Genomic DNA, 11,826 nt, shown 5'->3' on the forward strand with positions numbered 1-11,826 from the left:
CAGGCAGCTTTTTTCAGGCTGCCTGAAAGCATTTGTATTTTTGAAAGATAAACCATGAAATTACATCAAACCATTTCTCATATTGCCGAGCAAGCCTTTGAACAAGCAGGACTTTCAGGCAACCCCGTTGTGTTGCAAGCTGCTAAAAACCCCGATTTTGGCGATTTCCAAATCAATGGCGTGATGGGCGCGGCAAAAAAATTGAAACAAAATCCACGCGATTTGGCATTGCAAGTGGCAGAAATTTTGAAACAAAATGACATTTTTGCTGCGGTGGAAGTGGCTGGCGCGGGTTTCATCAATTTGCGTTTGTCGCCTGAATTTTTGGCGCAATCGCTTTCAGGCTGCCTGAAATTTGAACCAAATCAATCGCCGAAAACCATTGTGATTGATTATTCCTCGCCCAATTTGGCAAAGGAAATGCACGTTGGGCATTTGCGTTCGTCCATTATTGGCGACAGTTTGGCGCGTGTGTTTGACCAGTTGGGACATACTGTGATTCGCCAAAATCATGTGGGCGATTGGGGAACGCAATTCGGTATGCTTATTGCCTATATGCTTGAACAGCAACAGGAAAATGCCAATTTTGAATTGGCGGATTTGGAGCAATTTTACCGCAATGCCAAAATCCGTTTTGATGAAGATGAGCAGTTTGCCCAAAAAGCGCGTGATTATGTTGTGAAATTACAAGGTGGCGATGAGGCAGTGCTGGCTTTGTGGGCGCAATTTGTGGCATTGTCTTTGCAGCATGCCGAGGAGGTGTATGCGAAATTGGGTTTGCTGCTCACGCGCGATGATGTGGCTGGCGAATCCAAATACAATGCTGATTTGAATAATGTTATCAATGAGTTGAGTGAAATGGGCTTGGCGGTTGATGACGATGGCGCGAAAGTGGTGTTTTTGGACGAATTTAAAAACAAAGAGGGCGAACCTGCCGCATTTATCGTGCAAAAACAAGGCGGTGGATTTTTGTATGCCACCACCGATTTGGCGTGTATGCGTTATCGCGTGGGCAGCCTGAAAGCGGACAGATTGATTTATGTGGTGGATACGCGCCAAGATTTGCATTTTAAACAATTGTTTGCGGCATCGCGCAAAGCAGGTTGGCTGCCTGAAAATGTGCAAGCGGAATTTATTGGTTTTGGCATGGTGTTGGGCAAAGATGGCAAGCCATTCAAAACGCGAGACGGTGGCACAGTTAAACTCATTGATTTATTGAATGAATCTGCTGAACGTGCCGCGAATTTGGTGCGTGAAAAAAATCCCGATTTGTCTGCCGAACAAATCGCGCAAATTGCGGAAACGGTGGGCGTGGGCGCAGTCAAATACGCCGATTTGAGCAAAAACCGCAGCAGCGATTATGTTTTTGATTGGGAAAATATGCTTTCTTTTGAGGGCAATACCGCGCCTTATTTGCAATATGCTTACACGCGCGTGCAAAGTGTGTTCAAAAAAGCGGGCGATTGGCAAGTTCAGGCAGCCTGCATTTTGAAAGAGCCTTTGGAACAGCAACTTGCACTTGAATTGCTGAAATTTGAAGATGTGGTAAACAGCGTGGCAGACACTTGCTATCCACATTATTTGGCAACTTATTTATATGGTTTGGCGACTTTATTCAGTCGTTTTTATGAGGCTTGTCCGATATTGAAAGCGGAAGGCGATGTGCGCGACAGCCGTTTGCAATTGGCAAATCACACGGCACAAGTGTTACACAAAGGTTTGAATTTATTGGGTATTAAGGTTTTGGATGTGATGTAAATGGACATGGGGTTTTCAGGCAGCCTTGTTGAATGGTGGCTGCCTGAAAAAAAAGATTGTATTAGAATAATGAACTTTGTATAATCAATTTTGTTCTTGAGCTTGTTATTTTCAAGCATATTGAAATACGATGATTGTTTACAATAAAGGTCTTTACCATGAAAAAAACCGTACATGAAAACCGTTTTGTCAATTTTGAAACGTTGATTGAAGAAGCAGGCAGCGTTGCCAAATTGGCGCGCCGTTGTGGTTACGACAAAGCCGCGTATTTGTATCAAGTGCGCGCCAAATTGGAACGCCCCAATGGTCAAATCTTGGTGGTGGGCAACCGCATGGCTGCCAAATTGGAGCAGGGCATGAACCGTCCTGCTGGCTGGATGGACTACGACCACACCGACCCTGAAAGCGTTGCCGAATTTGAAAAAATGCTCGCCAAACAGCCCAAAGTGCCTGCCAAAAAAGCCGCAAGCAAAGCCCCAGCCAAACAAGATGGCACGATTGCAGACGGCATTCAAACCGTTACTTTGGCATTCACGGGCGCATCGGGCATGCCTTATGGTATGCGTTTGTTGGAAGAATTGTTGGCGGCTGGCAAAACCGTGTGGTTGCTTTATTCACAAGCCGCGCAAATTGTGGCGCAACAGGAAATGGGTTTCCAGTTGCCCAGCAGCACCCAAGAAGCGCAAAAAATCTTGTGCGAAAAATTTGCGGTGCAGCCTGAACGTTTGCAAGTGTTTGCCCAAGAAAACTGGTTTGCGCCCATGGCTTCGGGTACAAATACGGCTGATGCCATGATTATTTGCCCAGCCAGCATGGGAACGATTGCGGCGGTGGCACATGGTTTGTCCGACAATTTGACCGAACGCGCTGCCGATGTGGCGATTAAAGAACGCCGCCCTGTGATTATTGTGCCACGCGAAACGCCATTTTCCACCATTCATTTGGAAAACATGTTGAAATTGGCGCAGGCAGGTTGCACCATTTTGCCACCGAGCGCAGGTTTTTACACCCACCCTCAAACCATTGATGATATGGTGAATTTTGTGGTGGCGCGTGTATTGGACCAGTTGCACATTGCACACAATTTGTTGCCCAAATGGGGTGAATAATGGAAGGTTTGTACGAGTTGGTTGCCCTGTTGGTGCGTTTTGCCAATTGGTTGATGAACTTGTTCAAATGAATTGAGGGGGCAGATGAAACATCTGTCCCTTTTTCATATCCCGATTTTGTTTGCTGTAAAAACTTGCTTTTTCATTGGCGAAACGCGTATCCTAATGTTTTTTTATTGCGATACCCAATCAATAATATGGAAAACTTATCTCAAATCATCAACAATATTGTGCTGCCACAAAGCCAGCGTACCATAGGCAGCGAAAAAGCCCTGATTGCCGCAAATGAAACCTTTTCAGGCAGCCTGAACGTGGTTTTGCAATTCGGTTTTCCCGCACAACATTTGGCACAGCATTTGTGTGAACAAATTTCATCGGCAACGGGCAAATCGGTGGAATTGGACATTCATCAAAACATTGTGGCACACAAAGTTCAGGCAGGCGTACGCACGATTCAGGGCGTGAAAAACATCATTGCGGTGGCATCGGGCAAGGGCGGCGTGGGCAAATCCACCACCACCGCGAATTTGGCAACCGCCTTGCACAAAATGGGTGCGCGCGTGGGCGTGTTGGACGCGGATTTGTATGGTCCCAGCCAACCGACCATGTTGGGCGTTGCTGCCCATCAGCCGCAGCAGCAAAATGGGCATTTTATCCCCGTGAAAAACGCAGATGGCATACAGGTCATGTCCATCGGCTTTTTGATAGACCCCGACCAAGCAGTCGTGTGGCGAGGACCTATGGTTTCACAAGCCTTGCAGCAGCTTTTGTTTCAAAGTGAGTGGGACGATGTGGATTATCTGTTCATTGATTTGCCCCCTGGTACGGGCGATATTCAACTGACTTTATCGCAAAAAATCCCTGTAACGGGCGCGGTTATCGTTACCACGCCACAAGACATTGCCCTGATTGACGCGCGTAAAGCCATTGATATGTTTCATAAAGTGAATATTGATATTGTGGGCGTGTTGGAAAATATGTCGGTGCACGTTTGCTCAAATTGTGGACACCACGAGGCGATTTTTGGCGCAGATGGCGGTAAGGCACTTGCCGAGAAACTTCATGTGCCATTGTTGGGGCAATTACCTTTGAGCCTGCCTGTGCGCGTGGCGATGGACGAGGGCAAAGTGGGCGATTTACACACGCAAAATCAAGCCATTGCTGAAATTTACCAACAAGCCGCCTTTGCGGTGGCGTTGGCGATTGCGGATAAGGGACGCGATTTCAGCAGCCGTTTCCCCAAAATTGTGGTGGAATGATTTTCAGGCAGCCTGACAGTACACGACAATTTTTGATTTGCCATGAACCTACTCCCTCCCCCTAGGAAAGGGGGAGGGCTGGGGTGGGGGTTAGAAATCCAGAGTACCACCCCCACCCTAACCCTCCCCCGCCAGACGGGGGAGGGGACAGATTGCAGGCAACCAAACTGTACTGTAAGGCAGCCCGAAACCCCATTTTCAAGGAAAATAACCATGCAAAACAATTCATTGAAACACGCGATTGATTTACCCAATCCCATTTCAGGCAGCTTTTTTCATGCCAACTGGGCTGCCCCAAGCCATGTGAAAACGCTCATCACCACCCGCAATGGCGGCGTGAGTCAAGGCGTTTATGCCAGCCTGAACGTGGGCGCACACGTTGGCGACAATCCCGACCACGTTGCCCACAATCGCGCCCTTGTTCAAGCACAAGTACCTGTTCCCATTGCTTATTTAAATCAAATTCACAGCAGCGATGTGGTTCAGGCAGCCCACAGCGTGAACAGCCCACTCAACGCAGACGCTTCATGGGACAACACAGGCACAGTCGCGTGTGCCAGCATGACTGCCGATTGTTTGCCCGTGCTGTTTTGCGACCGCGCAGGCACGGTGGTTGCTGCCGCACACGCAGGTTGGCGTGGCTTGGCAAATGGCGTGTTGCAAAACACCATTGCCGCCATGGGCGTGGCACCGATTGAAATCATCGCCTACCTTGCCCCAGCCATTGGCGCGGAAGCCTTTGAAGTGGGACAAGATGTGTGGGACGCATTTTGCCAAAATCACACCGAAGCCCAAAGCGCGTTTCACAGCATAGGTGGCGGTAAGTATTTGGCAGACATCTATTTATTGGCAAAATTGATTTTAAAACGCGAAGGCGTAACGTCCGTTTTTGGTGGCGAACATTGCACCGTGTTGGAACGCGACAGCTTTTTCTCCTACCGCCGCGATGGGCAAACAGGGCGCATGGTCAGCTTGATTTGGTTGGAAAAATGATATGGCATGGTGGAATAAGCTTGCCGTGCTGTTTCAGCAGCCTGAACGCACCCCAGCCGCCCAAGACAAAGCGCGTGAATACACATTGCGCCACCCCAATGTGAAATTGTTGGATTATGAAAGCAGTGGCAAAAGCCGATTCGCTTGCGCCTACCACCACGAATTTGTGGACGATTACGATACCATCAAAAACACCCATTGGGGTTGCCCAGAATGCAATATTGAAAAAAGTCAACAACTCACGCCACACATTCCCACCGCCAACGTGGGCAAACGCGAGCTGGCTCTGGCATGGTATTGGCAACGCCGCGCCCAAAGTGCTGACAGCAAAGACGATATGGCGCGTTTGTGCGATGAGCTGGAACGCCGCCATTATCCGCTCAAAATTTTGTCCTACCGCATTTTGCCCAGCGACAAAGTGCCGCAACAATGGGTGTATGAATTGACGCTGGAATGCGCTTTGGACGGCATAGTCCGCGCCCAACACCCTTTGTTTGATGTCCATCATCTGCCCGAACATTTGTGTCCGCAATGCCAACAACGCTGGTCGGGCAAAGTGGGGCATCGCGTGAAATTTCCCATCAACCCCTAGGGGCTAATGGCAATTTGGGCGCGCAGTTGGTTTTTCAAGCAAACACCGCTTCGCTGTCAAATTCAAGGAAAAAATGCGAGCCAATGCCACCCATTGGCGCGTATTTTTGACGCAGAAGTTGGCGATTTTGATGAAAAAACAATCGCGAAACGAATTGTCATTAGCCCCTAAAACCTGTGAAGGCTGCCTGAAACCATGTCGCCCCAAAAATACCTCATTGATGAACAAACGATTTGGGTGTTTAACGCCCCCAATGCCCCAACAACAGGCGTGTTTTACACCTTTCCCAACGATGAACACGAAGCCACAAAATTGGCGCAAATGCTGCCTGAAAATGTGGCTTGGGTTGCCATTTTCAATCGCCATTGGGAACGCGATTTCACACCGTGGGCAGCCGAGCGCGTATTCAAAAAAGGCGCAGATTTTGGCGGTGGCGCGGCAGCGTATCAAGCCCGTTTGTGTGGCGAAATCATACCGCAAATTGAACGCGAAGCTGGCATACAAGCCGCTTGGCGTGGCGTGTTGGCTTATTCGTTGGCGGGATTGTGGGCGGTGTATGGCGCAATCGTGTCGCCTTATTTTGAGCGTGTGGCGAGCGTATCAGGCAGCCTGTGGTTTGATGGTTTTGTGGATTTTGTTCAAGCCAATCGCCCTGCCATTTTGCCACAAGCGAGCTATTTTTCACTGGGCAATGCCGAAACCCAAACCAAAAATCCACGCATGGCACAAGTGCAAATCGCCACCGAACAGATTGTCGCGCAATGGCAAGCGTGGGGCGGCAACAGCATTTTCGTCATGAACGAAGGCGGACATTTTGACGATGTGCCACAGCGTTTGGCAAAAGCCGCACATTGGTTGATTCAGGCAGCCTGAAAGCCTACCACGCTTTTTTGAGCATCATCAACCAATCTTTTGTTTGCAAAATAGGTCTTTGCGTGAACACATCGTATTTACAAGCGTCCAATTTTTGCAAAATGGTTTGACCGCCCAACACAATCATGCGCAATTCAAATCCCACCCTGCCTTTTAAAGTGCGACCCAAAGGCGACCCCGCTTTCAGCATTTTAAAAGCGCGTTCACACTCATGCGCCATCAGGCGTTGGAACGCAAAATCCACCTTGCCCGCCGCGATTTGCGTTTCGCTGACCCCAAATTTTTGCAAATCTTCTTGTGGAATGTAAACGCGGTCTTTTTGCCAATCAATCGCCACATCTTGCCAAAAATTGATTAATTGCAATGCCGTGCAAATGCCATCGCTTTGCGCCAAGCTGCGCTCATCGGTTTCGCCATACAAATGCAACATCAATCGCCCCACAGGATTGGCAGAACGCCGCGCATAATCCACCAATTCGCCAAAATTTTCATAGCGTTTTTTGACCACATCTTGCGAAAACGCGCTCAACAAATCGTAAAACGGCTGCAAAGGCAGCTTGAAAGGCACAATCGCTTCACGCACCAAAATGTGCATCAATTCACTTTTGGGCGATTGATTTTGTTGGATTAAATCCAATTCATCGCGCAAATTTTGTAAACCTTGCAAGCGGCTTTCGTTGTTGGCATCGCCTTCATCGGCAATGTCATCAGCGGTACGCGCAAAGGCGTAAATCGCGTGAATGGGGCGGCGCAATCTTTTGGGCAACAAAATGGAGCCAACGGGGAAATTTTCGTAATGATTCACAGACATGGTTGGGTTTTCCAGAATAAGGTTTCAGCCTGAAAATGCTTTTTAAAAAGAAAAATCGGAACAAAAAACCTGTTCCGATTGAAAATGAGGGGCGATTTTAATCCGCATATTGTTTTTTCATGCGTTCGCGGCGTTCTTGGGCTTCCACCGACAAAGTGGCGGTGGGGCGTGCCAGCAAACGGCGCAAACCAATGGGTTCGCCCGTGTCATGGCAAAAACCGTAGTCGCCTTCTTCAATTTCACGCAAAGAATCTTGAATTTTAACCAATAATTTGCGTTCACGGTCGCGGGTACGCAATTCCAAAGCGTATTCTTCTTCTTGCGATGCGCGGTCGGCAGGGTCGGGGGCGGATTCGTGTTCCTGCATGTTGTTGGTGGTTACAGATGCTTTTTCAATCAACTCATTTTGCAAGCTGATTAAACGTTCACGAAAAAACGCCAAATGGTCTTCGTTCATGTAATCGTCTTCGTTGCCGTCCCAGTTGATGATGTCTTGTTCGGTCAATTTTGCCATGATGGGTTATTCTTCCTTACAGTCTTTTTTTCTTGTAGAAATGTGCTTGGCGCACCATGAAAGGGGCGCATGGTAACACAATTTTTCCTTTGCCGCTAAAAAAATCAACGCTGCCTGAAAATGCCAATGTGCTTTCAGGCAGCGTGGTGGGAAAAGCGATTATTTGCAAGACACGCCTTGAATTTTATCGCCCGCCAATTTAATCGCGCAAACGGTAGAACCCGAACCTGCCACCTTCACGCTCTCGCCCGATTTGCTGATGAGCAAAGGCTCTTTCACGCCCATGCCCAAAGCCATGCGTCCGATGTTTTGCGACATTTCCACTGCCAAGCCCGAAGTATCAGCAGCAATGTTCAGTTCCTTTTCTTTTGCCGCAACGCTGCCTGAAACCGCCAAAGCCACCGTTAATAATGCAATAGAGATTTTTTTCATGATGTGTTCCCTGATACATACAAATGTGTTTGTGTTGGCGTGTACTTTACCGCACTTTGGGCATATTGCGCCAATCTTTACATCAATTTAACCAGCAAAGGGCGCAAAGCAAGGCTGTTTTCGCAGCGATTATCCGACACTTTTTCGCCCAAAGCGCATTCCATCAACAGCACATGATTGGGGCGTTTGGCGTGCAAGCTGGGGCGAATTTGGGCAGCCTGAAACGCCAAACCATGCAAACGCGCAAAAGCCGCAGCGCGTTGATTGGCAAGGTGTAGCATTTCACACAATTTCACATCCAAATGGAAAGTACGCACTTGCAAAACCACAATACGCGCCGCAAACCAGTCGGCTTCATCGGCAAAAATGCGGGGGCTGGCTTGATTGAAATCGTGGCGCATTGCCGCAATCATCATGGCAACGGTGCGGATTTCAGGCAGCATGGCTTCGCAAAGCACATCGTCATGGGCAAAAGTGGTATTGGGATTGAATAAATCAGGTCGGTGGGCATTGCCGTCCACAATCAGGCAGCAATGGCGCAAGGGTTTTTGAACAGATTGAAAAGAAGGGGTGTGTTGAATTTTTGGCATGGCAATCATGGTCTCGTTCCTAAAAAAATCATGTGATTGAATTTTTCGGGCGACTGAAATTGCAATAAGCACCAAAAGAAACAAGCCGCCACGAAAATGAATCGGAGCGGCTTTGTCAGAAATCCATTAAACAGACGCAACAAACAAGCACCGCACCGAAGTGCTGCGCCAATAATACGTTGCGAATGTTTGAAACGGATTCATGAATGTACCTTAAAACGGAAAAATGGGGTTAAGAATAAAATCTTGTAAAATTGGCGTTAATTTACGCTGCCTGAATGCGTGTTGTCAAGCATTTTTTTGAAAAATGGGGGTTCTGGTAGGGCAAAAACGAATTTATTTGGTTGAAGGGTGAAACATTTGCATGATTTCATCGCGTGTCATTTCTACTTCTGCCAATGGCATATGTTCATGTCCTTGACCATATTGAGATTGCGCCCATGCTTTGAGTTCCGCCAAGCGGCGATTGCTGTTGCCAGCAATGCGTGTGGTGTCATGGCTTGTCTTTTTCGCAATAATCATTTTGCGAGGATAAACAAAACGCACATATTTGGTATAGGATACTTGCTTATTTACAATTGTAAGCATGATAAAATGCCTTTACTTTCCAAATAATATTCTAATACTTTAAAAGATTTGCTGTTTTTGTGCAAGTCAAATTCCATTTCGCCACCTTGCCCGTTTTCTTTCCACCACGCAATATGGTTTTCATTTTGCATTAAATCTGCAACTTCTTTGGCGTGTAAAGCATTGTCAGGTAGCCTGAAATCATCGGATAAAGGCATGGTAAACCCTAATCGCGCCCAAGTGTAATAACCATTGTATTGTTCATCACGACAATCGCCTGCTGCTTCCAATTTGATTTTGGAAAAACCCAATCTGAATGCAGCATTCACTTGTTGGAGAAATGCAAAAGTTGCCAATAAGCGTTTTTGATGTTCTGGTTTGAGTTCCAGTTGCAAATTATAGAGATACAAACTGATTTCATCGTCTTCACAAATGATAAAGCGAATGCTTTTTTGAGCAAAGAAGTCATGACTTACACTTAAAATACAACAGTCAGGTGCATTTTGGTTGATGTGAATTTGAGCATGATTGGGTGCGCCGCTTAATTCAATCAAATCTTGACGATGGAGCAGGGTGGTGCCAATAAGAATGGGTAAGGATTTTTCTGTGTCAATGGCGATGTTGTTGCCAGAAAAATCTGGATGAATATACATAAAATTGACCTAAATATTGATTTTCAGGCAGCCTGAAACAATTTCGGCTGCCTGAAAATCATTTTGTGGATTTTATTCAGGTCGCATTTGCGGGAACAGCACCACATCACGAATCGTTTGCGCGTCCGTCAGCAACATCACCAAACGGTCAATGCCGATGCCGCAACCGCCTGTTGGGGGCAAACCGTATTCCATCGCGCGAATGTAGTCCGCATCAAAGTGCATGGCTTCATCATCGCCAGCGTCTTTTTGGGCGACTTGGGCTTTGAAACGCGCGGCTTGGTCTTCGGGGTCGTTCAACTCGGAATAGCCGTTTGCCAATTCGCGTCCCACCACAAACAATTCAAAACGCTCGGTCAAACCCGCTTGGGTATCGGACGCTCGGGCAAGCGGCGACACTTCAACAGGATAATCAATGATGAAAGTCGGGTTCCACAATTTGCTTTCCGCGCAACCTTCAAACAAAGCCAGTTGCAGGCTGCCCAAACCGCTCGCGTGGGGCAGACTTTCGCCGTGTTTGACGATTTCTTTTTTCAGCCATTCTGCGTCATGCAGTTGCTCGTCTGTGTAGTGCGGATTGAATTTTTTGATGGCTTGTAAAATGGTTAAGCGTTCAAATGGACTTTCCAAATCCACTTCTTTGCCGTTGTATTGCAATTTCAGGCTGCCTGAAACGGCTTTGGCGGCTGCGCGAATCACGTTTTCCGTCATTTCCATCATGCGTTGGTAATCGCAAAACGCCTCGTAAAATTCCATCATGGTAAATTCGGGATTGTGGCGCACGCTCATGCCTTCGTTGCGGAAATTGCGGTTGATTTCAAACACGCGCTCCAAACCGCCCACCACCAAGCGTTTCAAATACAATTCGGGCGCAATGCGAAGATAAAGCGGCATATCCAGCGCATTGTGGTGGGTAACAAAGGGCTTGGCGGTTGCGCCCCCTGGAATGGGGTGCATCATCGGCGTTTCCACTTCAAGGTATTGTTCTGCCACCATAAAACTGCGAATGGCTTGCACAATTTGGCTGCGTTTGATGAAAATATCGCGGCTGTCGGCATTGGCGATTAAGTCAACATAGCGTTGGCGGTATTTGGTTTCTTGGTCGGTCAAACCCTTGTGTTTATCGGGCAGGGGACGCAAAGATTTGCTCAATAAGCGGATTGCCGACACGCGCACCGTCAATTCGCCATGATTGGTTTTGAACAAGGTGCCTTCCGCGCCGATGATGTCGCCCATGTCCCAACGGTTGAATGCGTCCAACGTTTCTTGGCTTACGCCTTTATTGTTTAAATACAGTTGGATATTGCCCGTCATGTCTTGCACGGTGGCAAAGCTGGCTTTACCCATTTGGCGTTTCAACATCATGCGTCCTGCGATTTTCACGCGGATTTCTTGTGGGTCAAGTTCTTCTTTGGGCGTTTCGCCATATTGGTTTTGCAAATCTTGTGCGAAACGGTCGCGGCGGAAATCGTTGGGGAACGCCACGCCTTGTGTGCGGATTTCATTGAGTTTTTCGCGGCGAATGGCGATGATTTGGTTTTCGTCTAATTGTTCTTCAATTTGGGGATTGGGGGTTTGGTCGGTCATGTTTTTTCTCGTGTTAATGGGGTTTTCAGGCTGCCTGAAAAACGTGTTTTCAAGCAAAAATTGGGGCGTATTTTACGCGAAACGTGGG

14 protein-coding genes are annotated in these 11,826 nt (G+C 47.7%); 6 read left to right on the forward strand and 8 right to left on the reverse strand.

Going from position 1 to position 11,826, the window contains the following annotated elements; translation table 11 throughout:
• Positions 1–54 precede the first annotated feature (54 nt).
• The 6 genes from argS to H3L97_RS06945 all read left to right on the forward strand — a co-directional run bounded on the left by argS (position 55) and on the right by H3L97_RS06945 (position 6,584).
• Positions 55–1,758: an arginine--tRNA ligase gene (gene argS / locus H3L97_RS06920; RefSeq protein WP_097114807.1), complete on the forward strand. Its 1,704-nt coding sequence runs from the start codon at positions 55–57 to the stop codon at positions 1,756–1,758.
• Between the two features lie 548 nt (positions 1,759–2,306).
• Complete coding sequence (locus H3L97_RS12190; protein WP_244958359.1) at positions 2,307–2,867, forward strand: flavin prenyltransferase UbiX; 561 nt, start codon at positions 2,307–2,309, stop codon at positions 2,865–2,867.
• A 197-nt stretch (positions 2,868–3,064) separates the two neighbouring features.
• Entirely contained in the window at positions 3,065–4,126 is a 1,062-nt protein-coding gene (gene apbC, locus H3L97_RS06930) for an iron-sulfur cluster carrier protein ApbC (RefSeq protein ID WP_097114805.1), read from the forward strand.
• 213 nt (positions 4,127–4,339) lie between these two features.
• Complete coding sequence (gene pgeF, locus H3L97_RS06935; protein ID WP_097114804.1) at positions 4,340–5,119, forward strand: peptidoglycan editing factor PgeF; 780 nt, start codon at positions 4,340–4,342, stop codon at positions 5,117–5,119.
• Position 5,120: 1 nt separating this feature from the next.
• Positions 5,121–5,711, forward strand: a complete 591-nt coding sequence (locus H3L97_RS06940) for a hypothetical protein (RefSeq protein WP_097114803.1) — start codon at positions 5,121–5,123, stop codon at positions 5,709–5,711.
• Between the two features lie 195 nt (positions 5,712–5,906).
• Positions 5,907–6,584 (forward strand): alpha/beta hydrolase, encoded by a 678-nt coding sequence (locus tag H3L97_RS06945; protein WP_097114802.1) that lies wholly within the window; start codon positions 5,907–5,909, stop codon positions 6,582–6,584.
• A 4-nt stretch (positions 6,585–6,588) separates the two neighbouring features.
• Here H3L97_RS06945 and hpnC read toward each other — a convergent pair whose 3' ends face one another.
• From hpnC to lysS, 8 genes are all read right to left on the reverse strand, one after another.
• Complete coding sequence (hpnC, locus tag H3L97_RS06950) at positions 6,589–7,395, reverse strand: squalene synthase HpnC (RefSeq protein WP_097114801.1); 807 nt, start codon at positions 7,393–7,395, stop codon at positions 6,589–6,591.
• Positions 7,396–7,492: 97 nt separating this feature from the next.
• On the reverse strand, positions 7,493–7,909 hold the full coding sequence (dksA, locus tag H3L97_RS06955; RefSeq protein ID WP_097114800.1) for an RNA polymerase-binding protein DksA: 417 nt from the start codon (positions 7,907–7,909) through the stop codon (positions 7,493–7,495).
• Between the two features lie 16 nt (positions 7,910–7,925).
• Positions 7,926–8,078, reverse strand: a complete 153-nt coding sequence (locus tag H3L97_RS06960; protein WP_179655874.1) for a hypothetical protein — start codon at positions 8,076–8,078, stop codon at positions 7,926–7,928.
• Complete coding sequence (locus tag H3L97_RS06965; protein WP_097114799.1) at positions 8,069–8,341, reverse strand: hypothetical protein; 273 nt, start codon at positions 8,339–8,341, stop codon at positions 8,069–8,071. The genes H3L97_RS06960 and H3L97_RS06965 overlap by 10 nt, the downstream gene beginning before the upstream one ends.
• 77 nt (positions 8,342–8,418) lie before the next feature.
• A complete protein-coding gene (locus H3L97_RS06970) occupies positions 8,419–8,940 on the reverse strand; it encodes a hypothetical protein (RefSeq protein ID WP_179655873.1) in 522 nt (173 codons plus the stop codon).
• 327 nt (positions 8,941–9,267) lie between these two features.
• The gene (locus H3L97_RS06975; RefSeq protein ID WP_097114798.1) at positions 9,268–9,519 is read right to left on the reverse strand and encodes a hypothetical protein; all 252 of its coding nucleotides are present in this window, start codon (positions 9,517–9,519) and stop codon (positions 9,268–9,270) included.
• Positions 9,504–10,151, reverse strand: coding sequence for a hypothetical protein (locus H3L97_RS06980; RefSeq protein ID WP_097114797.1), 648 nt, complete (start codon positions 10,149–10,151; stop codon positions 9,504–9,506). Before H3L97_RS06980 ends, H3L97_RS06975 begins: the two co-directional genes overlap by 16 nt.
• A 72-nt stretch (positions 10,152–10,223) precedes the next feature.
• Entirely contained in the window at positions 10,224–11,738 is a 1,515-nt protein-coding gene (gene lysS / locus H3L97_RS06985; protein WP_097114796.1) for a lysine--tRNA ligase, read from the reverse strand.
• Between the last annotated feature and the right edge of the window lie 88 nt (positions 11,739–11,826).

This window comes from Alysiella filiformis, assembly GCF_014054525.1.
In the GTDB taxonomy this organism is placed as follows: domain Bacteria; phylum Pseudomonadota; class Gammaproteobacteria; order Burkholderiales; family Neisseriaceae; genus Simonsiella; species Simonsiella filiformis.

Bases quoted from the DNA above. Each gene is read 5' to 3' on its own strand.
- H3L97_RS06965 (WP_097114799.1), bottom strand. From the start codon at position 8,341: ATGAAAAAAATCTCTATTGCATTATTAACGGTGGCTTTGGCGGTTTCA.
- H3L97_RS06970 (WP_179655873.1), bottom strand. From the start codon at position 8,940: ATGATTGCCATGCCAAAAATTCAACACACCCCTTCTTTTCAATCTGTT.
- lysS (WP_097114796.1), bottom strand. From the start codon at position 11,738: ATGACCGACCAAACCCCCAATCCCCAAATTGAAGAACAATTAGACGAA.
- argS (WP_097114807.1), top strand. From the start codon at position 55: ATGAAATTACATCAAACCATTTCTCATATTGCCGAGCAAGCCTTTGAA.
- dksA (WP_097114800.1), bottom strand. From the start codon at position 7,909: ATGGCAAAATTGACCGAACAAGACATCATCAACTGGGACGGCAACGAA.
- hpnC (WP_097114801.1), bottom strand. From the start codon at position 7,395: ATGTCTGTGAATCATTACGAAAATTTCCCCGTTGGCTCCATTTTGTTG.
- H3L97_RS06980 (WP_097114797.1), bottom strand. From the start codon at position 10,151: ATGTATATTCATCCAGATTTTTCTGGCAACAACATCGCCATTGACACA.
- H3L97_RS06975 (WP_097114798.1), bottom strand. From the start codon at position 9,519: ATGCTTACAATTGTAAATAAGCAAGTATCCTATACCAAATATGTGCGT.
- H3L97_RS12190 (WP_244958359.1), top strand. From the start codon at position 2,307: ATGCCTTATGGTATGCGTTTGTTGGAAGAATTGTTGGCGGCTGGCAAA.
- H3L97_RS06940 (WP_097114803.1), top strand. From the start codon at position 5,121: ATGGCATGGTGGAATAAGCTTGCCGTGCTGTTTCAGCAGCCTGAACGC.
- H3L97_RS06945 (WP_097114802.1), top strand. From the start codon at position 5,907: ATGTCGCCCCAAAAATACCTCATTGATGAACAAACGATTTGGGTGTTT.
- apbC (WP_097114805.1), top strand. From the start codon at position 3,065: ATGGAAAACTTATCTCAAATCATCAACAATATTGTGCTGCCACAAAGC.
- pgeF (WP_097114804.1), top strand. From the start codon at position 4,340: ATGCAAAACAATTCATTGAAACACGCGATTGATTTACCCAATCCCATT.